Source organism: Streptomyces sp. NPDC036984 (genome assembly GCF_055607665.1).
Genome location: NZ_JBVJRL010000003.1, coordinates 216,062 through 241,549 on the forward strand (window position 1 = coordinate 216,062; position 25,488 = coordinate 241,549).

The 25,488-nt window shown below is 70.1% G+C and carries 22 protein-coding genes and 5 pseudogenes; 16 read left to right on the forward strand and 11 right to left on the reverse strand.

All coding sequences use genetic code 11. The annotated features are described in order from the left end of the window. Positions 1–199: 199 nt before the first annotated feature. The 5 genes from ACZ7DL_RS07730 to ACZ7DL_RS07750 all read left to right on the forward strand — a co-directional run bounded on the left by ACZ7DL_RS07730 (position 200) and on the right by ACZ7DL_RS07750 (position 5,672). Entirely contained in the window at positions 200–895 is a 696-nt protein-coding gene (locus ACZ7DL_RS07730) for an ABC transporter ATP-binding protein (protein WP_470772262.1), read from the forward strand. Positions 896–1,027: 132 nt separating this feature from the next. Then, positions 1,028–3,583: a DUF4118 domain-containing protein gene (locus tag ACZ7DL_RS07735; RefSeq protein ID WP_470772263.1), complete on the forward strand. Its 2,556-nt coding sequence runs from the start codon at positions 1,028–1,030 to the stop codon at positions 3,581–3,583. Next, positions 3,580–4,269 (forward strand): response regulator, encoded by a 690-nt coding sequence (locus ACZ7DL_RS07740; RefSeq protein WP_470772264.1) that lies wholly within the window; start codon positions 3,580–3,582, stop codon positions 4,267–4,269. The genes ACZ7DL_RS07735 and ACZ7DL_RS07740 overlap by 4 nt, the downstream gene beginning before the upstream one ends. 245 nt (positions 4,270–4,514) lie before the next feature. Beyond that, the gene (locus ACZ7DL_RS07745) at positions 4,515–4,913 is read left to right on the forward strand and encodes an OB-fold nucleic acid binding domain-containing protein (RefSeq protein ID WP_078894191.1); all 399 of its coding nucleotides are present in this window, start codon (positions 4,515–4,517) and stop codon (positions 4,911–4,913) included. 3 nt (positions 4,914–4,916) lie between these two features. Continuing rightward, on the forward strand, positions 4,917–5,672 hold the full coding sequence (locus ACZ7DL_RS07750) for a DUF3159 domain-containing protein (RefSeq protein WP_470772266.1): 756 nt from the start codon (positions 4,917–4,919) through the stop codon (positions 5,670–5,672). A 114-nt stretch (positions 5,673–5,786) separates the two neighbouring features. Here the strand turns inward: ACZ7DL_RS07750 and ACZ7DL_RS07755 are convergent, their stop codons facing one another. Both ACZ7DL_RS07755 and ACZ7DL_RS07760 read right to left on the reverse strand, forming a co-directional pair. Beyond that, positions 5,787–6,458, reverse strand: coding sequence for a potassium channel family protein (locus tag ACZ7DL_RS07755; protein ID WP_470772267.1), 672 nt, complete (start codon positions 6,456–6,458; stop codon positions 5,787–5,789). Continuing rightward, a complete protein-coding gene (locus ACZ7DL_RS07760) occupies positions 6,458–7,129 on the reverse strand; it encodes a potassium channel family protein (RefSeq protein ID WP_189305041.1) in 672 nt (223 codons plus the stop codon). Before ACZ7DL_RS07760 ends, ACZ7DL_RS07755 begins: the two co-directional genes overlap by 1 nt. 371 nt (positions 7,130–7,500) lie before the next feature. On the opposite strand from ACZ7DL_RS07760, the gene ACZ7DL_RS07765 reads away from it, so the two are divergent. Further along, positions 7,501–9,549: an APC family permease gene (locus ACZ7DL_RS07765; RefSeq protein ID WP_470772268.1), complete on the forward strand. Its 2,049-nt coding sequence runs from the start codon at positions 7,501–7,503 to the stop codon at positions 9,547–9,549. Positions 9,550–9,638: 89 nt separating this feature from the next. Next, positions 9,639–10,967 carry a class I SAM-dependent RNA methyltransferase gene (locus tag ACZ7DL_RS07770; RefSeq protein ID WP_470772270.1) on the forward strand — a complete coding sequence of 443 codons (1,329 nt, stop codon included), beginning with the start codon at positions 9,639–9,641 and terminating at the stop codon, positions 10,965–10,967. Between the two features lie 445 nt (positions 10,968–11,412). On the opposite strand, the pseudogene ACZ7DL_RS07775 reads toward ACZ7DL_RS07770, so the two are convergent. From ACZ7DL_RS07775 to ACZ7DL_RS07795, 5 genes and pseudogenes are all read right to left on the reverse strand, one after another. Continuing rightward, positions 11,413–11,574: pseudogene (locus tag ACZ7DL_RS07775) on the reverse strand (IS1380 family transposase); the annotation flags it as partial. Positions 11,575–11,657: 83 nt separating this feature from the next. After that, positions 11,658–12,521 (reverse strand): alpha/beta fold hydrolase, encoded by an 864-nt coding sequence (locus ACZ7DL_RS07780; protein WP_470772272.1) that lies wholly within the window; start codon positions 12,519–12,521, stop codon positions 11,658–11,660. A 92-nt stretch (positions 12,522–12,613) separates the two neighbouring features. Then, positions 12,614–13,618, reverse strand: coding sequence for an NADP-dependent oxidoreductase (locus ACZ7DL_RS07785; RefSeq protein WP_470772274.1), 1,005 nt, complete (start codon positions 13,616–13,618; stop codon positions 12,614–12,616). 275 nt (positions 13,619–13,893) lie between these two features. Next, entirely contained in the window at positions 13,894–14,355 is a 462-nt protein-coding gene (locus ACZ7DL_RS07790) for an aldo/keto reductase (RefSeq protein WP_470772781.1), read from the reverse strand. Between the two features lie 52 nt (positions 14,356–14,407). Further along, a complete protein-coding gene (locus ACZ7DL_RS07795) occupies positions 14,408–15,100 on the reverse strand; it encodes an SDR family oxidoreductase (protein ID WP_470772276.1) in 693 nt (230 codons plus the stop codon). Positions 15,101–15,215: 115 nt separating this feature from the next. On the opposite strand from ACZ7DL_RS07795, the gene ACZ7DL_RS07800 reads away from it, so the two are divergent. Next, entirely contained in the window at positions 15,216–15,776 is a 561-nt protein-coding gene (locus ACZ7DL_RS07800; protein ID WP_470772278.1) for a TetR/AcrR family transcriptional regulator, read from the forward strand. A 560-nt stretch (positions 15,777–16,336) separates the two neighbouring features. On the opposite strand, the gene ACZ7DL_RS07805 is transcribed toward ACZ7DL_RS07800, so the two are convergent. Continuing rightward, positions 16,337–16,792 carry a hypothetical protein gene (locus tag ACZ7DL_RS07805; protein ID WP_470772280.1) on the reverse strand — a complete coding sequence of 152 codons (456 nt, stop codon included), beginning with the start codon at positions 16,790–16,792 and terminating at the stop codon, positions 16,337–16,339. Positions 16,793–17,023: 231 nt separating this feature from the next. Here ACZ7DL_RS07805 and ACZ7DL_RS07810 point away from each other — a divergent pair, with 231 nt between their 5' ends. Then, positions 17,024–17,458: a VOC family protein gene (locus ACZ7DL_RS07810; protein ID WP_470772282.1), complete on the forward strand. Its 435-nt coding sequence runs from the start codon at positions 17,024–17,026 to the stop codon at positions 17,456–17,458. Positions 17,459–17,481: 23 nt separating this feature from the next. Here the strand turns inward: ACZ7DL_RS07810 and ACZ7DL_RS07815 are convergent. The 3 genes and pseudogenes from ACZ7DL_RS07815 to ACZ7DL_RS07825 all read right to left on the reverse strand — a co-directional run. Beyond that, a pseudogene (locus ACZ7DL_RS07815) lies at positions 17,482–17,658 on the reverse strand (IS5/IS1182 family transposase); the annotation flags it as partial. Beyond that, positions 17,657–17,824: pseudogene (locus tag ACZ7DL_RS07820) on the reverse strand (transposase family protein); the annotation flags it as partial. The pseudogenes ACZ7DL_RS07815 and ACZ7DL_RS07820, both read right to left, overlap by 2 nt. A gap of 1,058 nt (positions 17,825–18,882) precedes the next feature. Next, positions 18,883–19,146: a GlsB/YeaQ/YmgE family stress response membrane protein gene (locus ACZ7DL_RS07825; RefSeq protein ID WP_470772284.1), complete on the reverse strand. Its 264-nt coding sequence runs from the start codon at positions 19,144–19,146 to the stop codon at positions 18,883–18,885. A gap of 197 nt (positions 19,147–19,343) precedes the next feature. On the opposite strand from ACZ7DL_RS07825, the gene ACZ7DL_RS07830 reads away from it, so the two are divergent. The 7 genes and pseudogenes from ACZ7DL_RS07830 to ACZ7DL_RS07860 all read left to right on the forward strand — a co-directional run. Next, positions 19,344–20,099 carry a hypothetical protein gene (locus ACZ7DL_RS07830; RefSeq protein ID WP_470772286.1) on the forward strand — a complete coding sequence of 252 codons (756 nt, stop codon included), beginning with the start codon at positions 19,344–19,346 and terminating at the stop codon, positions 20,097–20,099. 184 nt (positions 20,100–20,283) lie between these two features. After that, positions 20,284–20,646 (forward strand): ArsR/SmtB family transcription factor, encoded by a 363-nt coding sequence (locus ACZ7DL_RS07835; protein WP_470772287.1) that lies wholly within the window; start codon positions 20,284–20,286, stop codon positions 20,644–20,646. A 789-nt stretch (positions 20,647–21,435) separates the two neighbouring features. Continuing rightward, the gene (locus ACZ7DL_RS07840; RefSeq protein ID WP_470772783.1) at positions 21,436–22,767 is read left to right on the forward strand and encodes a phosphatase PAP2 family protein; all 1,332 of its coding nucleotides are present in this window, start codon (positions 21,436–21,438) and stop codon (positions 22,765–22,767) included. Between the two features lie 93 nt (positions 22,768–22,860). Next, positions 22,861–23,211 (forward strand): DUF4190 domain-containing protein, encoded by a 351-nt coding sequence (locus ACZ7DL_RS07845; RefSeq protein ID WP_470772288.1) that lies wholly within the window; start codon positions 22,861–22,863, stop codon positions 23,209–23,211. An 8-nt stretch (positions 23,212–23,219) separates the two neighbouring features. Beyond that, positions 23,220–23,393: pseudogene (locus ACZ7DL_RS07850) on the forward strand (GNAT family N-acetyltransferase); the annotation flags it as partial. 475 nt (positions 23,394–23,868) lie between these two features. Next, positions 23,869–24,027, forward strand: coding sequence for a hypothetical protein (locus tag ACZ7DL_RS07855; RefSeq protein ID WP_470772802.1), 159 nt, complete (start codon positions 23,869–23,871; stop codon positions 24,025–24,027). Beyond that, positions 24,006–25,366 (forward strand): annotated as a pseudogene (locus ACZ7DL_RS07860) (rhamnogalacturonan lyase); the annotation flags it as partial. The gene ACZ7DL_RS07855 and the pseudogene ACZ7DL_RS07860, both read left to right, overlap by 22 nt. Between the last annotated feature and the right edge of the window lie 122 nt (positions 25,367–25,488).

Consider the following 25,488-nt stretch of genomic DNA (forward strand, 5'->3'; position numbering starts at 1 on the left):
GGGGCGCGCCGTCGGTGAGCCTGCCGTTGCCGGTTGCCGGTTCGTCGTGGGTGCTCGCCGTGGTTGCTCGCGCCCACGCGGCGGCAGCCGCATGTCGGACGCAGCCCCGTGCCCCTTTCGGGGTGCTGTCCCGAGCTTTCCTCTTTCGGGGCGCCGCTGTCGACGGTGATACTGGCGGCGGTCGACCGGGGGAGGCGGCATGGGCGGGAACGTGGTCACCGAGACCATGGTCAAGGTTGAGGACGTCCACAAGTCGTACGGGGCGGGGGCGGCCGCCGTGCACGCGCTGCGCGGGGTGTCCTTCGAGGTGCCGCGTGGTGAACTCGTCGCCCTCAAAGGACGGTCGGGGTCCGGCAAGACCACGCTGCTGAACATCGTCGGCGGGCTGGACACCCCCGACCAGGGCCGTGTCGAGGTCGAGGGCCAGGATCTCGCCCGGCTCGGGGAGAACGAGCTGCTGGGGCTGCGCCGGGACCGGATCGGCTTCGTCTTCCAGTCCTTCGGGCTCATCCCCATCCTCAGCGCCGCCGAGAACGTCGGCGTACCGCTGCGGCTGCGCCGCGCCGACCCGCGCGAGCGCGAGGAGCGGGTCGAGCTGCTGCTCTCCCTCGTGGGGCTCGCCGGGCACGCGGCCCAGCGGCCCGGTGAGCTGTCCGGCGGCCAGCAGCAGCGGGTCGCCATCGCCCGGGCCCTCGCCAACCGCCCGGCCCTGCTCATCGCCGACGAGCCCACCGGCCAGCTCGACGCCGAGACCGGGCACGCCGTCATGGAGCTGTTGCGCGCCGTCGTCCACAGCGAGCACGTCACCGCCCTGGTCGCCACGCACGACGCGACCCTGCTCGACCTGGCCGACCGGGTGCTGGAGCTGCGCGACGGGGAGATCGTCGAGCACTGAGCCCCTGCGCCTCGCTGCTCATCAGGGTTGCGTCAAGGTTGCCCGCTGCTCGTACTCCCGCCCGGTTTGCCGCGATTGTTGGCCGTAAGGTCGACGCTGCGTAGGCAACAGGCACGGGAAGACAATGAGGCCATGGCACGCGGCAAGCTTCGGATCTACCTCGGTGCGGCACCGGGCGTGGGCAAGACCTACGCCATGCTCGCCGAGGCGCACCGCCGGATCGAGCGGGGCACCGACTGCGTGGTCGCGTTCGTCGAGCACCACGGCCGGCCGCGTACCGAGGTGATGCTGCACGGGCTCGAGCAGGTGCCGCGCAGAGAGCTGGAGTACCGGGGCGCCACCTGCGGCGAGATGGACGTGGACGCCGTACTGCGCCGGGCGCCCGCCGTCGCCCTCGTGGACGAGCTGGCCCACAGCAACGTCCCCGGTTCCCGCAACGCCAAGCGCTGGCAGGACGTGGAGGAGCTGCTCGCCGCCGGCATCGAGGTGGTCTCCACCGTCAACATCCAGCACCTGGAGTCACTCGGCGACGTCGTGGAGTCGATCACCGGGATACGCCAGCGCGAGACGGTCCCGGACGAGGTCGTCCGCCGGGCCGACCAGATCGAGCTGGTCGACATGTCCCCGCAGGCCCTGCGCCGCCGCATGGCGCACGGCAACATCTACCAGCCGGCCAAGGTCGACGCGGCCCTGTCCAACTACTTCCGCCCCGGCAACCTCACCGCCCTGCGCGAGCTCGCCCTGCTGTGGGTGGCCGACCGCGTCGACGAGTACCTGAACGAGTACCGCAGCGAGCACCGGGTCTCGCGGATATGGGGCTCGCGCGAGCGCATCGTGGTGGGCCTGACCGGGGGCCCCGAGGGGCGCACGCTCATCCGCCGGGCCGTCCGGCTCGCCGAGAAGGGCGCCGGCGGCGAGGTCATGGCCGTCTACATCTCCCGCAGCGACGGTCTGACCGCGGCGTCCCCGAAGGAGCTGGCCGTCCAGCGCACCCTGGTCGAGGACCTCGGCGGCACCTTCCACCACGTGGTCGGCGACGACATCCCGGCCGCCCTGCTCGACTTCGCGCGCGGCGTCAACGCCACCCAGATCGTGCTGGGCTCCTCGCGCCGCAAGGCTTGGCAGTACGTCTTCGGGCCCGGCGTCGGCGCCACGGTCGCCCGGGACTCCGGCCCGGACCTGGACGTGCACATCGTCACCCACGAGGAGGTCGCCAAGGGCCGCGGACTGCCGGTGGCCCGCGGCGGCCGGCTCGGGCGGGCCCGGATCGTCTGGGGCTGGGGCGTGGGACTGGCCGGCCCCGCCGTCCTCGCGGTGCTGCTGAACACCGTCGACCTCGGCCTCGCCAACGACATGCTGCTGTTCCTGGCGGTCACCGTCGCGGCGGCCCTGCTCGGCGGCCTGCTGCCCGCGCTGGCCTCGGCGGCCTTCGGCTCCCTGCTGCTGAACTACTTCTACACCCCGCCGCTGCACCGCCTGACGATCGCCGACCCCAAGAACATGGTCGCCATCGCGATCTTCTTCGGCGTCGGCATGTCGGTGGCGTCGGTGGTGGACCTCGCGGCCCGGCGCACCCACCAGGCCGCCCGGCTGCGCGCCGAGTCCGAGATCCTCTCCTTCCTCGCCGGGAACGTGCTGCGCGGCGAGACCAGCCTGGAGGAGCTGCTGGAGCGGGTCCGCGAGACCTTCGCCATGGAGTCGGCCGCCCTGCTGGAGCGCGAGAGCGATGTCGCGCCCTGGGCCTGCGCGGGCCGCGCCGGTCTCGGGCCGCCGCTGGAGCGCCCCGAGGACGCCGACGTCGACATGCCGGTCGGCGACCACATGGCGCTCGCGCTCACCGGCCGGGTGCTGCCCGCCGAGGACCGCCGGGTGCTCGCCGCGTTCGCCGCCCAGGCCGCCGTCGTACTCGACCGCACGCGCCTCCAGGCGGAGGCCGACCAGGCCCGGGCGCTGGCCGAGGGCAACCGCATCCGCACCGCCCTGCTGGCCGCCGTCAGCCACGACCTGCGCACCCCGCTGGCCGGCATCAAGGCCGCCGTGTCGTCCCTGCGCTCCGACGACGTGGCCTGGTCCGAGGAGGACCGGGCGGAGCTGCTGGAGGGCATCGAGGAGGGCGCCGACCGGCTCGACCACCTCGTCGGCAACCTCCTGGACATGTCCCGGCTCCAGACCGGTACGGTCACGCCGCTGATCCGGGAGATCGACGTCGACGAGGTCGTACCGATGGCCCTCGGCGGCGTACCCGAGGACAGCGTCGAGCTGGACGTGCCCGAGACGCTGCCGATCGTCGCCGTCGACCCCGGGCTGCTGGAGCGGTCGGTGGCCAACCTGGTGGAGAACGCCGTCAAGTACAGCCCGCTCGGGCAGCGCGTCCTGGTCTCCGCGAGCGCCATCGCCCAGCGGGTGGAGGTGCGTGTCGTGGACCGCGGCCCGGGCGTGCCGGACGAGGCCAAGGACCGGATCTTCGAGCCCTTCCAGCGGTACGGTGACGCTCCGCGCGGCGCCGGCGTCGGGCTCGGCCTCGCGGTCGCGCGGGGCTTCGCCGAAGCGATGGGCGGCACGCTTGACGCCGAGGACACGCCGGGCGGCGGGCTCACCATGGTGCTCAGCCTGCGCGCGGCCGCCTCGCGTCCCGAGGCCCCTGAGACGGGACCGGACTTGGCAGAACCGGAAAGGCAGGTGCTATGACGACCCGGGTGCTCGTGGTCGACGACGAGCCGCAGATCGTGCGCGCCCTCGTGATCAACCTCAAGGCGCGCAAGTACGAGGTCGACGCGGCCCCCGACGGCAGGACGGCCCTCGAACTCGCCGCCTCCCGCCACCCCGACGTCGTCGTCCTCGACTTGGGCCTGCCCGACATGGACGGCGTCGAGGTGATCAGGGGCCTGCGCGGCTGGACCCGGGTGCCGATCCTGGTCCTGTCCGCCCGCCACTCCTCGGACGAGAAGGTGGAGGCGCTGGACGCGGGGGCCGACGACTACGTGACCAAGCCGTTCGGCATGGACGAGCTGCTGGCCCGGCTGCGGGCCGCCGTCCGCCGGGCCGAGCCGGTCGGCCCCGGCGAGGACGACCTGACGACCGTCGAGACCGAGGGCTTCGCCGTCGACCTCGCCGCCAAGAAGGTCCACCGCGGAGGCAAGGACGTCCGGCTCACCCCGACCGAGTGGCACTTGCTGGAGGTGCTGGTCCGCAACACCGGCCGGCTGGTCAGCCAGAAGCAGCTGCTCCAGGAGGTGTGGGGGCCGTCGTACGGCACGGAGACCAACTACCTGCGGGTGTACATGGCCCAGCTGCGGCGGAAGCTGGAGACCGATCCGTCGCACCCGAAGCACTTCATCACGGAGCCGGGGATGGGTTACCGGTTCGAGAAGTGAGGCGTGGACCGGGCGGGGGTCCGGGGGTCGTCCCCCGGGGGATGCGGTATCACGGAGCCGGGGATGGGGTGCTGCTTCGAGAAGTGAGGCGTGGACCGGTTCGCGAAGTGCGGGGTGGACCGGCCGGGGGCCCGGGGGTTGTCCCCCGCGGGGGGATGCGGCATCACAGGAGCCGGGGACGGGGTGCCGGTTCGAGAAGTGAGCTGTGCTTCGGCGGTGCCAGCAGCCCCCGGTACGCTTCAGGTATGACTGCTGTTCCTCGTTCCGAAAAGCCGGCCGGCCGGTTCCGGCGCATGCTCGACCGGCTCTCCTCGTCGCAGGAGGACCTGGAGTCCGAGGAGCTGCGCGAAGACGCCGAGACGGCGGGCTGTACGAAGATCGGTGACTGCCGGGACCGCCAGATCGTGACGGTAACTGGTACCTTGCGCACGGTCACCCTGCGCCCGCGCGCCGGAGTCCCGGCCCTGGAGGCCGAGCTGTTCGACGGCTCGGCCGCGCTGGACGTGGTGTGGCTCGGCAGGCGCTCCATCGTGGGCATAGAACCGGGGCGCAAGCTGATCGCATCGGGCCGGATCTCGATGAGCCGGGGCCGCCGGGTGCTGTTCAACCCCAAGTACGAACTGCGACCCCTCGGACGGGAGTAGCCGGTGACGTCCCTCGACAAGCCGACCGAAGACACCGATCAGACCCAGCCTCACGACGCCCGCGCGGTGACCGAGGCCGCGCTGTTCGAGGCGTTCGGCGGTGTCCGCGGCATGGTCGAGACGGTCGTGCCGGGCCTGCTCTTCGTGACGATCTTCACGATCCACAAGGACCTGCACCTGTCGGCGATCGCCGCGCTGGCCGTCTCCCTGGTCCTGGTCGCGGTCCGGCTGGTGCGCAAGGACACCGTCAAGCACGCCTTCAGCGGTGTCTTCGGCGTGGCCTTCGGCGTCGTGTTCGCGATGTTCACCGGCAACGCCAAGGACTTCTACCTGCCCGGCATGCTCTACACGCTGGGCATGGCGTTGGCCTACATCATCACGACCCTGGCGGGCGTACCCCTGATCGGCCTCATCCTCGGCCCGATCTTCAAGGAGAACCTCTCCTGGCGCACCCGCAACCCCGGCCGCAAGAAGGCGTACGCCAAGGCCAGTTGGGCCTGGGGTCTGATCCTGCTCGCCAAGTGCGCGATCCTCTTCCCGCTGTACTGGTGGGCCGACACCGCCCAGCTCGGCTGGGTCCTGGTCGCCCTGAAGATCCCGCCGTTCCTGCTCGCGGTATGGCTGACCTGGGTCTTCCTCGCCAAGGCGCCCGCGCCGATCGACGTGTTCGCGGAGATGGAGGCGGCGGAGAAGGCGGCCGAGGAACAGAAGGCCGCGGCCGCTGCCGAGGCTGGCGGCAGGCACCGTCGGGAGGGCTGACCGCCCCTGCGGGCCCTGCCACGGACCCCCGGAACCGATCCCGCCCGCCTCGCGACTCACCGAGTCGCGAGGCGGGCGGGTCTTTCCGTGCGTCAGCCGTGCGTCAGCCGTGCGTCAAGCTTCCTCGCGGCGGACCGACAGCAGTTCCTCCAGCTGCTCCTCCCGGGCCTGTGCGGCCACGAAGAGCAGCTCGTCACCCGGCTCCAGGGAGTCCTCCTTGGAGGGGGTCAGCACCCGGGTGCCGCGGATGATCGTGACCAGGGAGGTGTCCTCCGGCCAGTGGACGTCGCCGACCTGGGTGCCGGCCAGCGCCGACTCCTCGGGCAGGGTCAGCTCGACGAGGTTGGCGTCGCCGTGGCTGAAGCGGAGCAGCCGGACCAGGTCGCCGACGCTCACCGCCTCCTCGACCAGGGCGGACATCAGACGCGGCGTGGAGACCGCGACGTCGACGCCCCAGGCCTCGTTGAAGAGCCACTCGTTCTTCGGGTTGTTGACGCGGGCGACGACGCGCGGGACGCCGTACTCGGTCTTCGCGAGCAGCGACACGACCAGGTTGACCTTGTCGTCGCCGGTCGCGGCGATGACGACGTTGCAGCGCTGGAGCGCCGCCTCGTCCAGGGAGGTGATCTCGCAGGCGTCGGCGAGCAGCCACTCCGCCTGCGGGACGCGCTCGACCGAGATGGCGGTCGGCGCCTTGTCGATCAGCAGGACCTCGTGGCCGTTCTCCAGCAGCTCGCCCGCGATCGAGCGGCCGACGGCGCCGGCTCCGGCAATGGCGACCCTCATCAGTGACCGCCCTCCTCTTCCGGGCCACCGGCGAAGGCCGCCTCGACCTTCTCCACGTCGTCCGTCCGCATCATCACGTGCACGAGGTCGCCCTCCTGGAGCACCGTCTGCGAGGTGGGCAGGATGGCCTCGCCCAGACGGGTCAGGAACGCCACCCGGACGCCCGTCTCCTCCTGGAGCTTGCTGATCTTGTGTCCGACCCACTTGGCGGAGGCGTGCACCTCGGCGAGCTGCACCCCGCCGGTGGGGTCGCGCCACAGCGGTTCCGCGCCGGACGGCAGCAGACGGCGCAGCATCTGGTCGGCGGTCCAGCGGACGGTGGCCACCGTGGGGATGCCCAGGCGCTGGTAGACCTCGGCGCGGCGCGGGTCGTAGATGCGGGCGGCCACGTTCTCCACGCCGAACATCTCGCGGGCCACGCGTGCGGAGATGATGTTGGAATTGTCACCGCTGGAGACGGCGGCGAAGGCGCCGGCCTCCTCGATGCCCGCCTCGCGCAGGGTGTCCTGGTCGAAGCCGACTCCGGTGACCCGGCGGCCCCCGAATCCCGGGCCCAGCCGGCGGAAGGCGGTGGGGTCCTGGTCGATCACGGCGACCGTGTGTCCCTGTTGCTCCAGGGTCTGGGCAAGAGCGGAACCCACTCTTCCGCAGCCCATGATGACGATGTGCACGACCGTCCTTCCGGTGTCCAAAAGTTACTGCTCAGCATCAGGGTCTCAGACCGACGCCCAAAGCTATACACGGGCGCCGCGCGGGGGGCACCCCCGTGCGGGAGCTGGGCGAAGCCGCCGGCGAGTGATGCTGCGCACGCTGCACAGAGTCAGGATTCCGAGGCCGAAAAGGGCGAGTGCCGCCCCGATCAGCTCCGCGGTTGCGGGCATGAAACCTCCGAAGCGCGACGACAGGCGGGGTTTGCCATCTAGGCACGGAGGGCGCGCGCGCCACGGATTCCGCAGTTCCGCGCGCCCCCGATTTCACTCGTGAGGCACAACCCGGGTGCCGGGTGGGCGGTTGCCTGTTCGAAGCCTTACGATCCTCTGTCGTGTCCAAACTGACCGACGTGCCCAAACGGATCCTGATCGGGCGCGCACTGCGCAGTGACCGGCTGGGCGAAACGCTCCTGCCGAAGCGCATCGCACTCCCCGTCTTCGCCTCCGACCCGCTGTCCTCCGTCGCCTACGCGCCGGGAGAGGTCCTGCTGGTCCTGTCCATCGCGGGCGTGTCGGCGTACCACTTCAGCCCCTGGATCGCCGTCGCGGTCGTCGTGCTGATGTTCACGGTGGTCGCCTCCTACCGGCAGAACGTCCACGCGTACCCGAGCGGCGGCGGCGACTACGAGGTCGCCACCACCAACCTGGGGCCCAAGGCCGGCCTGACCGTCGCCAGCGCCCTGCTCGTGGACTACGTCCTCACCGTCGCCGTCTCCATCGCCTCCGGCATCGAGAACCTCGGCTCCGCGGTCCCCTTCGTGGTGCAGCACAAGGTGCTCTGCGCGACCGCCGTCATCGTGCTGCTGACGCTGATGAACCTGCGCGGCGTGAAGGAGTCCGGCAAGCTCTTCGCGATCCCGACGTACGTGTTCGTCGGCGGCGTCTTCATCATGATCGCGTGGGGTGCGTTCCGGGGCCTGGTCCTCGGCGACACCATGTCCGCGCCGACGGCCGACTACCACATCAAGGCCGAGCACCAGGGCCTCGCGGGCTTCGCGCTCGTCTTCCTGCTGCTGCGCGCCTTCTCCTCCGGCTGTGCGGCCCTGACCGGCGTCGAGGCGATCTCCAACGGCGTCCCGGCCTTCCGCAAGCCCAAGTCCAAGAACGCGGCGACCACGCTCGCCATGATGGGCCTGCTCGCCGTCACCATGTTCTGCGGCATCATCGCCCTCGCCATGGTGACGAAGGTCCGCATGGCCGAGCACCCGGCCACCGACCTGCTGCGAGGCGGCGTCCCGGTCGGCCCCGGCTATGTCCAGAACCCGGTGATCTCCCAGGTCGCCGAGGCGGTCTTCGGCAAGGGCAGCTTCCTGTTCATCCTGCTGGCCGCCGCCACCGCCCTGGTGCTGTTCCTGGCCGCCAACACGGCGTACAACGGCTTCCCGTTGCTCGGCTCGATCCTCGCCCAGGACCGCTACCTCCCGCGCCAGCTGCACACCCGCGGCGACCGCCTCGCCTTCTCCAACGGCATCGTGCTGCTGGCGGGCGCGGCGACGCTGCTGGTGTTCATCTACGGCGCGGACTCCACCCGTCTGATCCAGCTCTACATCGTCGGCGTGTTCGTGTCCTTCACGCTCAGCCAGACCGGCATGGTCCGGCACTGGAACCGTCACCTGGCGGTCGAGAAGGACCAGGCCAAGCGCCGCCTGATGGTCCGCTCCCGCGCGATCAACGCGTTCGGCGCCTTCTTCACCGGCCTGGTGCTCGTCGTCGTCCTGGTCACCAAGTTCACGCACGGCGCCTGGGTGGCCCTGCTCGGCATGGTCATCTTCTACGCGACGATGACCGCGATCCGTAAGCACTACGACCGGGTCGCCGACGAGATCGCCGCGCCCGAGGGCCCGAGCGACGACATGGTCCGCCCCTCCCGCGTCCACTCGGTCGTCCTGATCTCCAAGATCCACCGTCCGACGCTGCGCGCCCTGGCCTACGCCAAGCTGATGCGCTCCGACACCCTGGAGGCGCTGACGGTCAACGTCGACCCGGCCGAGACCAAGGCGCTGCGCGAGGAGTGGGAACGGCGCGGGATCGACGTGCCCCTGAAGGTCCTGGACTCGCCGTACCGCGAGATCACGCGGCCGATCATCGAGTACGTCAAGAGCCTGCGCAAGGAGTCCCCGCGCGACGCGGTCTCCGTGATCATCCCCGAGTACGTGGTCGGCCACTGGTACGAGCACCTGCTGCACAACCAGAGCGCACTGCGCCTGAAGGGCCGCTTGCTGTTCACGCCCGGCGTGATGGTCACCTCCGTGCCGTACCAGCTGGCCTCCTCCGAGGCCGCCCGGGCCCGCGCCCGCAAGCGGCAGGAGTGGAACGCACCGGGTGCGGTCCGGCGCGGCCCGGCCGTGGAGCGGCCCAAGGAGCCGTCGGCCAAGGAATGAGGCGGGGCGGGGAGGCCGTAGACTGGTGGGCTGTTGTCGGGCCCCCACGTGGGGCCGCCCCCCGCTCTCGATCTGGAGTCACCCCCACCATGCCCGCAGAACCGAAGAAGTCGCTGGTGGGGGAGGAGTACGAGGTCGAGATCGGCCCCGTCGCCCACGGTGGCCACTGCATCGCCCGTACGTCCGAGGGACAGGTGCTGTTCGTCCGGCACACGCTGCCGGGCGAGCGGGTCGTGGCCCGGGTGACCGAGGGCGAGGAGGGTGCCCGCTTCCTGCGCGCGGACGCGGTGCGGATCCTGGATGCGTCCAAGGACCGCATCGAGGCGCCCTGCCCCTTCGCCGGCCCCGGCCGCTGCGGCGGCTGCGACTGGCAGCACGCCAAGCCGGGCGCCCAGCGCCGGCTGAAGGCCGAGGTCATCGCCGAACAGCTCCAGCGGCTCGCCGGCCTCACCCCCGAGGAGGCGGGCTGGGACGGCACCGTGCTCCCGGCCGAGGGCGACAAGCTGCCCGCCGGCCAGGTCCCGCAGTGGCGCACCCGCGTGCAGTACGCCGTCGACGCCGAGGGCCACGCCGGTCTGCGCCGGCACCGCTCGCACGAGGTCGAGCGCATCGACCACTGCATGATCGCGGCGGCGGGCGTCAGCGAGCTGGGCATCGAGAAGCGCGACTGGGCCGGCATGGAGTCGGTCGAGGCGATCGCGGCGACCGGTTCGCAGGACCGCCAGGTGATCCTCACCCCGCGCCCCGGCGGGCGCCTTCCCCTGGTCGAGCTGGACAAGCCGGTCTCGGTCCTCCGGGTCGACGAGAAGTCCGGCGGCGTGCACCGCGTCCACGGCCGCCCCTTCGTCCGCGAACGCGCCGACGGCCGTACGCACCGGGTGGGAGGCGGCGGCTTCTGGCAGGTCCACCCGAAGGCGGCCGACACGCTCGTCACGGCGGTCATGCAGGGCCTCCTGCCGCGCAAGGGCGAGACGGCCCTCGACCTCTACTGCGGCGTCGGCCTCTTCGCCGGTGCGCTCGCCGACCGCCTCGGGGAGAAGGGCGCGGTCCTCGGTATCGAGTCCGGCAAGCGGGCGGTGGAGGACGCGCGGCACAACCTGGCCGACTTCCCGCGGGTCCGCATCGAGCAGGGCAAGGTCGAGTCGGTCCTGCCGCGCACGGGCATCACGGAGGTCGACCTCATCGTCCTGGACCCGCCCCGCGCCGGCGCCGGCCGCAACACGGTCACCCACCTCACGTCCCTGGGCGCCCGCCGCATCGCCTACGTCGCCTGCGACCCCGCTGCGCTGGCCCGGGACCTGGGGTACTTCCGGGAGGGCGGGTACCGGGTGCGGACGTTGCGGGCGTTCGATCTGTTTCCTATGACGCATCACGTGGAGTGCGTGGCGATTTTGGAGCCTGCGGCGAAGGGGCTCTGACCTGCTGATCTATTGATTTCCCAGGTTGCGGGCGGGTTGTGCCGACATGTTTCCGTAGGCCCACCGGGTGGAGCATGTTGCAGGTTTCCGTCAGGTGTCTCACCTGTGGCTTCGCAGGGGGGCGTGGTCGAGAACGCTCTGTCTCAACGCCGTCAGGGACGGGTTCGGGAAATGTCTTGACGCTCGTTCGACGCTGTTTCTGACGGAGCGTGAGGTGGTCGTTCTGGATCAGATAGCGCGGGTCAATCGACTTGTCGGGCTTAACCCATCGAGCAGCGCGTCGGCCTCGAAGTTCCATGACGGTCCGCCGGCGGAGTCGGTGGACCGCTTTCGTGCCGTGGGTTGAGGATGCGCATGCGGAAGATCCGATTGTCGCCTCGGGGTGGCGCCGGGTTCCACTGGTCCGGGTGGTGAGGTGCTGTCCGGGGGACGGGGAATTGGCTGGTCAGCCTGGGTCGGGCACGTGGGTGAGCCGGTCGAGGGCTGTGGCGATGTGACCGGTCCAGGGCCAGTGCCCGGCCAGGCGGAGGATTCACCGACGACCGGTGGTGACGAGCTGTCCGGCCGTGGTCAGCAGGCGGAGCCGCAGTCGGCGGGGCTCTCGGAGTGGCGGCGATGTGCGAGGACGGATTTCCTGGTGCCGGTCTCGCTGAGTGCGGGGCAGGGGCCATGGACCTGTCCGGCGGCTGGCTACCGTTGCAGGAATTCGAGCGCCCGCGGGACAAATCTGTCGTGGTGCTGGAAGATCCCTCCGTGTCCGGCGTCGGGGTAGAGGGGTTCGAGTTCGCCCTGGGGCAGCCGGGCCGCCAGGTCGACTGTGTTGACGCTCGGGACCATGCGATCGCTCTCGCCGTTGGCCACCAGGACCGGTTGGTGGATGCGCGACAGATCGGCCGGCGCCTGGCGGCCCCAGCGGTGGATGGCCTTCAGCTGGGCGCGGAACGATGAGAGCGAGATGGCTTTGTCGCGGTCGTCCGTGCGTTCCTTCAGCCGGTCCAGGAAGGCGTGGGCCGCCTGGCGGCCACCCGCGGTGTCGGTGAAGAAGAGGTACTGCTTGGGGTCCTTGCGGGTCAGGACGGCCTTGACGATGTCCTTGATGGTGAGGCTTGTGACCTTGTCGATGCCGAAGCCTCCGGCGGGCCCCGTGCCCGCGAGGATGAGCTTGCGTACAAGATCGGGTTCTTCTGCCGCGATGACCTGGGCGATGAAGCCGCCCATCGACAGGCCCAGCAGGTCGACCCTGTCGTACCCGAGGGCCCGGATGAATAGCACGGTGTCGCGAGCCATCGCCTCGATCGTGTCGGGTGTGGAGCCGCCGGACGCGCCGACGCCGCGGTTGTCGAAGATGATCACGGGGCGCCGGGCGGCGAGTCCGTCGACGACGCGGGAATCCCAGTTGTCCAGGACTGCGGACAGGTGGTTGAGGAGGATCAGGGGTACGCCGTCGTCCGGGCCGAGCCGCCGGTAGGCGAAGGTCACGCCACGCACGGACACGGAGCGGTTCGGCGTGTTCTTGTACGACATCGGGGCGGGTGAACTGGACGGTGTGCTCATGGCCGGGTCCTGAGGTGGTGTGGCGGGGGAGTGGGGTGTGCAGGGTCTTGTTGCTGTCGGAGGTGACTGGCGCCTGGGACTCGTTTTCACCCTTACGTCATCGCGACGACGACTTTGCCGGCCTTTGCCCGTCCCCTCTCGACGTATTCCATGGCTTGGAGGGTTTCTTCGAACGGGAAGACGCGGTCGACGACGGGGCGGATCTTCCCGGCGTCGATGAGGGGGGTGAGTTCGCGCAGTTGGTCGCCGCTGGCCTTCATGAACAGGAACGAGTACGTCACACCATGGCGCCTGGCGTTGCGCCGGGTTCTGAAGCTGAGGGCGGTCATGGCCAGGCGGAGGATCGGGTTCGCACCCAGTTCGCGGGCGAAGGCCGGGTCGGGCGGGCCCGCGACGCTGATGACTGTGCCGCCGGGCTTGAGAACGCGCAGCGACTTGGCGAGGTTCTCGCCGCCGAGGCTGTCGAGGACGACGTCGTAGCCGTCGAGGACCTCTTCGAAGTCCTGGGTGCGGTAGTCGATGACGACGTCCGCGCCGAGGTTCCTGGCCAGGTCGACCTTGGCGGTGCTCACGGTGGTGGCCACGTGCGCGCCCAGCGCCTTGGCCAGCTGGACGGCGATGGAGCCGAGGCCGCCGGCGCCCGCGTGGACGAGGACCTTCTGGCCCGGCTGCACGCGGGCCCGCTCGACCAGTGCCTGCCATGCGGTGAGGACGACCAGGGGGAGGGAGGCGGCCTCGGCCATGGTGAGGGTGGCCGGTTTGGGCGCCAGGTCGTCCTGGTGGACGGCGATGAGTTCGGCGAAGGTACCGATGCGGTCCTTGTCGGGCCGGGCGTAGACCTCGTCGCCCACCGCGAAGCGGGTGACGGACGGGCCGACCCGGACGACCGTCCCGGCGAGGTCGTTGCCCAGAATGAGCGGGAGGCGGTATGGCATGAACGCCTTGAAGTCCCCGTTGCGGATCCTGAGGTCCAGCGGGTTCACGCCCGCCGCGTGGATCTTGACCAGGACGTCGTCGGCACCTACCTGGGGGTCGGGTGTCTCGGCGGCGCGCATCCCGGCCTGGTCGCCGTACTTCTCGACCATGAAAGCCTTCATCGTCGTCTCCGTTCCGTTTCCCGTCCGTGAAAGGTCGGGGTCTCCGCTCGCCCCGGGCTTCCCCCAGAACGAGATAGCTGTGTTGCGCTCTTGGCTGCGGCGCGGGCGCACCTCGTCCTCAGCCGCGTTCACCCATCAGGCCACCGGCACGACCGGGGCGGTGACGCGGTCGGCGGCGCCTCCCTGGAGGCGGTCCAAGGTGGCGGCGATCCCTTCGTGGGGCTCGCCGAGCGGCACCGCGCTGACCTCGGCCAGGCGGTTGTACTGCTCATCGGTCAGCTGGACGTCGAGGGCGCCGAGGTGGCTGTCGAGTGGGAGAGACCGCGCGGGCCGATGATCGGGACGAGCGTGACGACGGAGCGGGCGGCGCGCTCGCGCACCCAGGCCACCGCCACCTGGGCGGGCGTCACGCCGGTCTCCTCGGCGATCGCCAGGACGGTGTCGACGACGGCGGTCTTCTGGCCGGTGCTCTCGGTGTGGATGACCATGCCCAGGTCGCTCAGGCGCCCCTCGGCGGAGCGGCGGTACTTGCCGGTGAGCAGTCCGCCGCCGAGCGGGGACCACAGGGCTGCGCCGAGCCCGAGTCCCGCCGGCCTCGCCGAACCGGTCGAAGATCCGCCGGGCCTCGTCGGGCTCGGCGCCTGCGCCCCAGCCGGTGCCGAAATTCGCGGTGCCGAGCGCGTACTCGGAGACGCGCAGCCCGGTCCGGTGGCCGAAGGCCGTGTAGCGCATGAGATGTCCTTGCATGAGGGGTGTGAGGGTGGTCGCGCCGGGGTGGAGGGGTGAGCGTCAGTCCGCGTTCGGCTGGGGTGCCGCGGACAGGCTCTGCTTGACGTACCGGCTGGTCTCGTCGGCGAGGATCTCGGGCAGGCCGGTCTCGATGCCGTACAGGGCCTGGGCTGCGACGTCGGCGGCGGCGACCTTCTGATCGGCGGGCACGCCGGCGGCCATGTCGGTGTCCATGTAGCCGACGTGCAGCGCCGAGACGGTGATCCCGCGCGGTGCCAACTCCTCACGGGTCGCGTCGCTCAGCGCCCAAGCGGCGGCCTTGGACGCGGCGTAGGAGCCGAGTCCTGCCGGGTGGAACCAGGACAGGGCGGACAGGACGTTGAGCACGGCGCCGCCGCCGTTGCCCTCGATGACGGGGGCGAAGGCGCGGGTCGCGGCGAGCGGGCCGAAGAAGTTGGTCTCCATCTCCCGGCGCACCTCAGCCACGTCGCCTGCGATGAGCGTCGCGCCGGTGGAGATGCCCGCGTTGTTGATCAGCAGTGTCGCGTCGGACGCCACGCGCGCGGCCTCTCGTATCGACGCCTCGTCGGTGACGTCCAGCCGCAGCGGGATGACGCCCGGCACGTCGACCGTCTCGGGGCCTCGGGCCGAGCCGTACACCCTCGCGCCGCGCTGGACGAGCTGGGCGGCCAGGTGCCGCCCGAAGCCCCGGTTGGCGCCGGTGACGACTGCGACCGCGTTCCTCAGTTCCACGTTCACTCCTGGCCGTGGCGGGCGACGGCGGCCACCCGCAACTGTTTAGATTATGAAAGCAATCTAAACATGGGTCTATGATAGATGCCAGTCGACATCTAAATGGGAGGTGACCATGGGCCGTGTATCGCAGGCGCAGGCGGAGGAAAATCGCAGGCGGGTGGTGGACACTGCATCCCGGCTGTTCCGGGAGCAGGGCATGCAGGTCAGCGTCGCCGACCTGATGAAGGCGGCCGGTCTGACCCACGGCGCCTTCTACAAGCAGTTCGCCTCCAAGGAGGCACTCGTCGACGAGGCCACCGCGCACGCGTTCGCCGAGCTCGCCCAGCGCTACAGCGCCGGGCTCGAGCGGCACGACGGGCAGCGCGCCGCCGCCCAGCAGGCGCTGATCGACGCCTACCTCTCCGTCGAGCACCGCGACGACCCGGCGGGCGGCTGCCCGGTCGCCGCGCTCGCCACCGACATCGCGCGCGAGGGCGGGGGGCGCGAGGCCCGTCGCGTCTACGCCGAGGGGGTGGCCGACTACGCCGGTTTCCTGGCCAGTGACGACCAGGACGGCATCGTCCGCCTGTGCACCCTGTTCGGTGCGCTGGTCCTGTCCCGGGCCACCAAGGGCTCCCCGCTCTCCGGGGAGATCCTCGCCGCCGCGCACGCGGCCTTGACTGAAGCAGGCTGATCACGGGCGCGGTGGCCGCGTCGTGGCAGCCGTCCGGTCCCCGGGGAGGTGACGAGCCGGTCGTCATGACGCTCGTTTGACGCTCTGCGCACGTGGAGAGGGAGGCAGAGAGCCGACATAGCGCTCTGACCTGGTATTTCACAGCATCTGCTCAGGCCGACATCTTTCCGATGACGCATCAACGTGGAGTGCGTGGCGATTCTGGAGCCTGCGCAGAAGAGGGTCTGACCTGCGGTTTCATCTGATTTCGCAGGGTCCGGGTGCAATGCGTCGACGTGTTTCCGTGCCGGCGCGACGTGGAGTGCGCCGCTTGCCGGACGAGCGCTCCGACATGCGGTTTCAGCGAGTGTCGGGGAAGGACGGGTGCGGTTCCTCCCGTCTTCGCACATCCTGCGCAAACCGTTCTCGACGCTCGTTGGGCGCCGCACAGCGAACAGATCCTCGGCCGGCCCCCGAAGGGCGACAACCAGTCGAACGTGGCTCCCGGTCGTACGTCCTGTGCGGTTTGCCGGCGCCTTCGCACGATCCCGTTGAGGGCCATCCGGTCCGATGCCGGTGCCTCAAGCGTCCACCGCGTCGAGGTGCTCTTGTAGGACGCGGGAGATCTCGTGCAGATCGCCGGTCGCCGGGATTCGCCCGTATTCGGTGACGCCCAGTTCCAGAGCCCTTTCGCTGGTGAAGTGCACGAGGTTCGGTGTGGGCGCGTACCGGTCCCTGAGCCAGCGTGCCAGGACGGCTGCCTCGTCGGCGGTGGCGTCCAGGGCCATGACGCCGCCGACCTTCGGGTACGGCGTATTCACGAGACCCTCCATGCGGGCGCCTCCGCCCAGTGGCATGTCGAACCCGAGGCCCTCCTGGGGGTGTGGTGCCTGGGAGCCCAGCGGCCAGGTTTCTGTGCCCGGGAAGCCCTGCATCAGGCGGTTGGCGAAGTCGTTCAGTTCGATGCGCCACGCTGCGGCGTCGTCCACGGGAGGCGCGAAGCCGAATGTCGTGCGTCGGGCGTTGCTTTCAGTCATGTCTGCCTTCGCTAAGGGCTGTCGCACAACTGATCTCGGCCTGAAGGTGGTTGGTCAGGACTGGATCCTGGGGACTACTGGGGCGCTCCACCGCCACGGTCGCGTCGTTCTCGTGGACTGTCCGGTTTGATCACTTGGCGTCCAAGGCGTCCCAGGATGCGACGGGTGACGGGCGGATCTGCCTGGGGAAATGAGCGGCAGGGTCCCCCTGGTACGCGGTACGGTGCGCCGATGTCAGCGATCAGGAAGTTCCAAGTCACCTTTGACTGCGCAGAACCTGAGCGCCTCGCTCGCTTCTGGTGTGAAGTGTTGGGGTACGTCATACCGCCGCCACCGGAGGGGTTCACCACCTGGGATGATTTCAACCGCACTCTGCCTCCTGAGAAGCAGGGATCATGGTTCGCCTGCAGTGATCCCTCAGGCGTGGGCCCGCGCCTGTACTTCCAGCGCGTCCCCGAAGGAAAAATCGTTAAGAATCGGGTGCATCTCGACGTCCGGGTCGGCACCGGGCTCGTGGGGGCCGAGCGCCTCGCCGCGCTCGAAGCCGAGTGCGCACGACTGGTCGCGCTCGGCGCGACCCACGTGCGAACGCTGTACGCCGATGAGGAAAACGAGTCGTGCATCCCGATGCTCGACATCGAGGGCAACGAGTTCTGTATCGACTGAACATTCTCCGAGCCGGGGAGGTGGGGCGCTTCGGTCCGGCCGCGTTCACGGCGGTGCGGAATGAGCAGGCCGGTGCCCCGATAGCCGCCGTCCGCGATGACCGTGGCCCGGCCGACGGCGGCCTTCGCACCGGAAAGTTCCCACGCCTTGCAATCTTTGCGGTTGCCCGTGACCGGTCGGCCGACGGCGACGACGAGTCTGAGCACCCGCACCCGGAGCTCGTCTCCGCGCCCCACCACGCACTCGCCCCCGCCGGCCCTCCGCCGCAGCTGCCCACGGCCGGGCCAACTCCTCAACCAATGACGCCAGATGTGCCATCGAGATGCCCGTGAACAACGGATGCGCCAACACCGCCCGATCGACCATGCCCCTCACCGCGAGAGCATGCCCACCCGCTATCACGCACCAACTCATTAGATGCCCAGCTGGTCTTGCTTCCCACTTCACCGGTCGCCGTGCTCAACGATTTCTTGCAAGAGAGCCTAAGGGCGTGCCGTTGAGGCCCAGGCTTTGCCGGACAGCGATGAAGTATCGCCCTCGGCGCAGGTCAGCGGTCTGGTCCGCTTGGCAGTCCAGACCGCTGGCCAGGGATAGCGCGGAGGGGTGCTCACCCGAGCTGCATCACCTCAGGGCGAGGGATTCCTGCCTGTCGAATCACTGTGGTTTGGGCTCGGTTCCACAGTCGGTTGCTCTTGCTGCGAGCCAAGTCGGCTCCTCAGTATGGGGATCGAGGCTGCCATTACGGCAGCAGCTGTGCTCACTGGCGCCGCAAGGTGAGGGAAGATCCACACGGTAGGGATGATTCCCAGCGAAAGGATCCCCCACAGGCAGAACGACAGTCCGGCGCGGGAGCTCTGTGGTCTGGAGCGAACTCCCGATGGCGCGGGGGCCGCTCGCCCTAGTGGCCTTGCCCGTCGCGGACGACATGGCGCCGGGTCCCGTCCAACTCGTGCGTTTCTTCGACGTAGCACAGGAGGCGGAGCGCCGCGTGGCCCTCATGCAGCGTGAACTAGGGCCGAACGGGGCCGCTCGACGGAGCCGACTGCGAGGCGTCAGACCCTTCCCAGGCCACGGGAGTCGCGCGCGGCTCCGCCGTCGTTCTACTCCTGCTGCCTTGGCTGAACGCCACGCCGTCTCCAGGGTCATTCCCGTGGGGGTGTCGGCTCGCGCCTAACTTTGAGGGTGGGCAGCAGTGATCGTGGATCATCCGTACTGTCCGGCCGGGGCCGGGTGGCTCGGACAAGAAGCCGGTCCGCCGCGCCTGTGTCACCTGCGGCGCGGCGGACCGGTCCGGTCAGCGATGAAGGGGCGGCAGAGCTCCGCGAGCGGCAGTGCTTCGCGAGCGGCAGTGCTTCGCGAGCAGCAGAGTTCCGCGCTCGAAGCAGCTCCACGGTGCCGCCACTTCACCTTCTCGAAGCAGCCCTTCAGTGCCCCAGCTTCACCTTGCTGAGCGCCGCCACTCCGAGAGCGGCCAGCGCGATCTGGAGGAGCCATTCGACCCAGTCGACGCCGTTGGTGTCGGCCACGCCGATGCCCGCTGCGACGGCCGTGCCGATGAAGGCGGCGACGATGCCGATGACGATCGTCCACAGGATGCCGATGTGCTGGCGGCCGGGGACGACGAGTCGGCCGAGGACACCGATCACGATGCCGATGACGATCGCGCTGATGATGCCCGAGATCTCCATGCGGTCTGTCACCCCTTCACTAGTTCGTGCCACTCGGGTGCCCGGAGGAGCCGCCGGCACTCCACTCCCGGTCTATCGTTTTGATGGTTGCGCAATCTGGTAACTATGAGCCGACTCCCTGCCCGGGATGACGAGTGGTGGGCGTGCAGACGGTGAGGCCTTCAGGCATCGGGGGACGTATGGCGGAAGTAGGTCCGATGCGGCCGGAGTTGGAGCCGGAGCTCGGTGTGGTGTTCGAGCGGGTGCTGGACCAGGCCATGGGCCTCGGGCAGGTCGTGGAGGCGATCGGGCGTTGCGAGCGTCTGATCGCGCGCGAGGAGCTGCGTGCCAGGGCGCTTCAGCGGATGCGGGCCATCGTGGCTTTCGCGCACATCGAGTACCGCGAGTATCTCGAAGCCATGGCCGCTGCTTCCGGCCGTCACGGCAGCCGGCCGACCGCGCGCGGCGGCGGGCCGGTGTCGTCTGACGCCGACGGACCGCCGATTGTGCCCGCGGTGCGTGTGTCGGCTGCGGCAGGGTTGGTCCTCCTACTGTCCGGCTATGGGCTTTGCTCCTACGGTGGTTGGCCCCATCTCGGCGATGGCCTGGTCACGGCAGGGCTGGTGCTGGGCGTGGTGGCTGTCGGTGCCGTGATCGGTGACGTGATCTGGCAGCTGGTGGCGGCGACTCCTGGCCACTCGGCTGCCGGCGGAGGTGCGGTGTGCCGCGCGGAGGCCGAGGTGGTGCAGGCGCGCCAAGCGTGGGAACTCGCCTTGCTGGAACGAGGGGTGATCCCCTTTCTGCTGGGCCGCCTTGAAGAGGCGCGCATAGCGGAACAGCGGAGTCGCGCCGTCACTCGTGATCATCACGGCAGCCCTGGAGCAAGGGGAGTCGACATGGTCCTGGGGGATCGCATCAAGGACTCGGTGTCGCAGATGCAGACCCGGCTGGTGGCAAAGAAGAGCGGCCTCTAGAGCGGCGCGTTCCGCGACGCGAGCATGGTGAGGACAACCTCAACAAGCCGACCGACGACTTCCACTTCGGCCGGCCACCAGGCCGCCGGGCCGTCCCGCCCGCGCAGGACTGCGGGAGACCCGCCCTTACCATGGGTGGGCGCATGTGCGTCGACTGTGAGCAGGGCCGGGACGGGAGAAGGTTGTGACGGAGAGCGCCGGTGGCTTCCAGGATCCGCCCTCCGAGGTGCTTACGGCGGCAGCCGCCGCCTTCGGTCTGCTCGCCTCATCGGCCCGACTGCACCTGATGTGGGCCCTCTCGCAGGGTGAGAGCGACGTGACGCACCTTGCCGGCCGGGTGGGCGGTGCGCTGCCGGCGGTGAGCCAGCACCTGACCAAGCTGAAGCTCGGCGGGCTCGTGCGCTCCCGGCGTGAAGGCAGGCGGCAGGTCTACTACATCGACGACCCCGACGTCGTGACACTGGTCCGGGTGATGGTCGGGCAACTCACCGCACGGTCGCAGCACGCCTCCGCGCCGGTGCACCGACTGCGCGGGATCGGCGGCTGAGAGCGCCGCGCCACCCGGTCCGGAGGTGCAGGCGCCGGCTACCGATGCCTCGGCAGTGCCGGGTGGCAACCGGGCTGCCGCCGCACCATCCGATCCTGGGCGCCGTGCACCGACCGTGCTCGAAGTGCTGCGGGAACTGGAGTCGCCGGCCCCGAACATTGCAGAGGTTGCGCAAGTATTGGTGAGTAGGCTCCGTGGGCACGTACGGGGAGTCGCGCGGCGCGAGGCCGCTCGGGTGATCGCGTGCGGTTGGGCGCTGTCGGCGGTCGCCGCGGCTTGCCTCGGCTTCTTCGACGACCCGCAAGGTCGAACGTCGCCGTGCCCGTGGTGGTGCTGCTGAACCGCTGGTTCGGTCCGCCGGCGCAAGGAACGCCTGTGGGCTGACCCGTCTTCCGGGGTGAGGGCTTGGCGGCCCGGCCCTCAGGAGGTGCCGGGAACCCGCGAGCGGTCACGATCGTTTCCCGAACACCACTGCTATGAGAGGAGCGCAAGCCTTGTCCGCCAGATCGACGGATCCCTCGTGGCGCAGTTTCCGACCACCCCGCCAGGTTCTTCCTGGGTACGGCACGCGGCGGGATGGTCTTCGATGAGCGCCGTGCCGGGACGCTGGGCGTTTCAGGACGCCGTTGCCGGTCGGCATTCCGCAGGGGCTGCCACGCCGCATCGCTCGGATAGCATGTTCGAACTCGCGATGGTCACCCTCATCGCTTTTTATATCCGACCTATTCGAGTAAATCGGCCAAACGATTGATATCTAGAGCGTCGCGGGTGTTTTCGCGGATAAACGGCATAACTGCGTTGGTCGCGTGGCGTCAACGGCGCGCGGTGCTGTGGGTCGCAGCGGGTGTGGTGGCTCTCGGATTCCTCGTCGCGCTGGAGATCGCCGCACGCCGATACGGTGAAGCGGGGCCGATTACCAGCCAGGTGGAGGGGCTGGTATTCGCCCCGAAACCGGGGCCGCTGTACGGCGGTCTGGCGTTGATGATGGTGGTGCTCACCTGGCGGCAGCGGTTCGTCGCGGCTGGTGTCGCGATCGGTATCGACGTCGTCTTCGTGCTGGTGCGGTGGGCGGTCGGCGCCAAGACGACCGACGGCCATCTCTTCGGCAACGGCGCGTTGTGGGTGATGCTGGGCTGCGCGGTCATCGCTGTCACGCGCCGCACCGGCCGGGAACGCGCCCTGCTGCTGAAGGGCGTCGGGCTGGGCCTGCTGCTGGTGGCCGGCCGGAAGACCGGCGACACCTGGCTCCTCATCACATCCAAGGCCCGCCCGGCGGTGCTCGACCAGTATGTGGCGACCGCCGATCAGGCGCTGGGCAACCCGTCGTGGCTGGTGGGCCGGATCGTCAACGCCACCGACCCGATCGGCCCCGGTCTTCTGCACCTGGTCTACGGGCAGCTTGCGGTGGCCGCGGTCGTCGTCGCGCTGTACCAACTGCGGAACGTGGCGGTCGAGCGCCGCTTCCCGAGCCATCATCTGGTGCGCACCTTCCTGGTGATCGGTCTCCTCGGGCCGGGCATCTACATGATCTTCCCGGTGGTCGGACCGGTCTTCGCCTACGGTCCGGGTGCCTCCGGCACCGGCGGCGTGCAGTGGGCGGTGGCCAACCTGTGGCCGGACACGCTGCCGCCGATCAGCACCCCGCACCCGATGACGTACGACGCGATCACCCCCCGCAACTGCATGCCCAGCCTGCACACGGCGTGGGCTACGGCGATCTTCATCCATTCCCGCAAGGGCCCACGGGCTCTGCGTTTCGCAGGCACGTTCTGGCTGACCGCCACGCTCACCGCGACGCTGGGATTCGGCTACCACTACGGCACGGATCTCGTCGCCGGCGTGGTGTTCGCGCTCACCGTCGAGGCGGCGTTGCGTTCGCTCGACCGTGGCTGGGACCGGGCAGGAATCCACCTGGTCAGCTACGGCACGACGGTCTTTGCCGCGCTCTTGCTGTCGTACCGCTATCTGCCGATGGAAATGGCAAGACATCCGTGGGTGTTCGGGCCACTTCTCATTCTGGTGATGACCTCAGTGATCTACGGCTACGTACAGACCACCAGACTGTGGGCACCGACGGCCGTACCGACGCGCCAGCCGGAACCGCAACCCGAACCCGTTTGAGCCGTGTTGCTCCGCGGGCCGAGTCGGCGGGCGCCCGTGATCCGGCTGCCGGGCCCCCGGTAGGCGCCCGCTCGGGGCCACTATCGTGCGACCATGAGCACTTCATCGCAGACGGCTGAGCGGACCCGGAACAAGCCCGCGTGGGTGAGCGCGTGGGCCGCCTTCGCCGGCGTGGTCTACGCGAGCGGTTCCGTCATGGGTGGCTGGCTGACGGTGACGTACTCGGCGGCCATCCTCAGCCTCCTGATCGTGTGCGCGCTGGTCGCCATCGTCTCCGGGCACATCGGGCGCCGCCGCGCCAAGAAGCATGGCATCGAGGGCCGCTGGCTGTCCTTGGCGGCCATCGTCGTCGGATGGCTGTGCATTCTGTACGCGGTGCTGGTCAACCTGGTCGTCATGGGGCTGATCGCAGCCCTGGCGGTGCTGGTCGACTCGGCCGGCTGACGGCCGGGCCGACCGCGGCCGAGACCAGTGCCGTCTGCACCGCTTCCGAGGCCCACGGGCGCGGCCACGCCGCCCGCCTGGTCGGCGCGCTCGTCGCACGGATCGTGGCGCGCGGCGAACGGCCCGTCCTGCACGTGGCCGAGGCGAAGGCCGGAACGATCGCACTCTACGAGCGGCCAGGGAGGGGAGGCCGGCCGCGTGGAAGGCCGGTTCGATCTCTTGCCGGAGCAGGTAATGGCGGCGACCGGGGTGAGCAGCACCGGATGCGCGCCTCTGGCCAGGGCGGCCCGCGCCATCATGGTGATCAGCTGCTGGTAGCGGGCCCGGCCGACGTGCCGAGGGCAGGTCGAGGAGGAGTAGACGCCGGCCTTCATCCCGGTGCTCGCGTTCGGCATCGCCTGCCAGCGCGCCGAGCACGTGGGAGACGTGATGACGCACTCGCCGTCGGCGTGTCCAGTTCGGCGAGCGCGGCCGCGGTGGCGATCGCCCCGGCGGTCGCGGTGCCTGCCTTGAGCAGGGTCCGGCGGCTGATCTGCCCGGAACCGGATACGTGGGTGGGGGACATGTTCGCTCCCTTCGGTGCGCCGGCCGCGCCGCGGGAAGACGGTGCGGCCGGCGGACGGTTGGTCGTGGGGGTGTGGTCAGGAGCCGGTGCGCGTGAGCGGGGCGGTGGGCGGTGTGCCGCCGGTGACGGACCCGAACGTGCTGGAGCCGGATGCCCGCAGCGAGCTGTCGCCGGAGGCGTTGCGCGCCGTCGCCGCCGAGCCGCTCGTACCGAAGGTGCCCGGCGGTACTACACGGTGCGGGCGGTGGTGAACGGCACGGAGCAGCCGGCCTCCGAGCACGCGCTCCAGTTCCGCGCCGGGTATCTGGACGTGCCGATCTCCCCGCCGGCCGGCGGCACGACCCCGGACGGGGTGGCCTACACCTACGAGGCCACGACGCCTCCGTCGGCGACCTCGACGGCGACGGCAAGGCCGAGGTCGCCATGAAGACCGCCGACGGCACCCGGGACGGCACCGGCACCGTGATCGGCAGCTCCTCGGCCGACTACCGCAATGCGAACGGATACGTCCTGTCCGGGCCCGAGTACCTGACCATGTTCAACGGGCAGACGGGCAAGGCGATGCAGAGCGTCGACTACGTCCCGGCCCGCGGCACGGTCTCCTCCTGGGGCGACTCCTACGGCAACCGCGTCGACCGTTTCCTGGCGGGCACGGCCTACCCGGACGGCTCCCGCCCGTCCCTGATCATGGCCCGTGGCTACTACACCCGCACGGTCATCGCCGCCTGGGACTGGCGGAACGGCCAGTTCACCCGCCGCTGGACCTTCGACACCACCTCCTCCACCAACAGCGGAAAGGGCTACGACGGCCAGGGCAACCACAGTCTGTCGATCGCGGACGTCGACGCCGACGGCAAGGACGAGATCGTCTACGGCGCCATGACCGTCGACGACAACGGCTCCGGGCTGTGGACCACCAAGCTGGGCCACGGCGACGCGGCGCATCTCGGCGACCTCAACCCCTCCCGTGCGGGCCTGGAGTACTTCAAGGTCTCCGAGGACTCCGGCCAACCCGGCTCCTGGATGGCCGACGCACGCACCGGGCAGATCCTGTGGCAGACGGCCTCGGGCTCCGACAACGGCCGGGGCGTCGCCGCCGACATCTACGCCGGCAGTCCGGGCGCCGAGGCGTGGTCGGCCTCCGACACCACCCTGCGCTCGGCGACCGGCGCCTCCCTCGGCCGGGAACCGTCCAGTATCAACTTCCTTTCATGGTGGGACGGTGACACCGTCCGGGAACTCCTCGACGGCACGCACATCGACAAGTACGGCACCTCCGGCGACACCCGCCTGCTCACCGGCTCCGGTGTCTCCTCCGACAACGGCACCAAGTCCACTCCGGTGCTGTCCGGGGACCTCCTCGGCGACTGGCGCGAGGAGGTCGTCTGGCGGACCGGCGACAACCGCGCCCTGCGCATCTACTCGACCCCCCACCAGACCGGCACCAGGATCACGACCCTGCTCCACGACAGCCAGTACCGCACGGCCCTCGCCTGGCAGAACACCGCTTACAACCAGCCCCCGCACCCCAGCTTCTTCATAGGCGCCGGCATGCCCACCCCGCCGCGTCCCACCGTCCACACCCCCTGAAACGGCGGCCGTCGAAGAGCCTCGGACGACGGCCGGGCTCCTCGGGGAAGGCCCGGCCGCGCGGACGGCCCGCACGAGTGATGCGAGGCCACCGACGACGGCTCTCCTGCCCCGGCGACCGG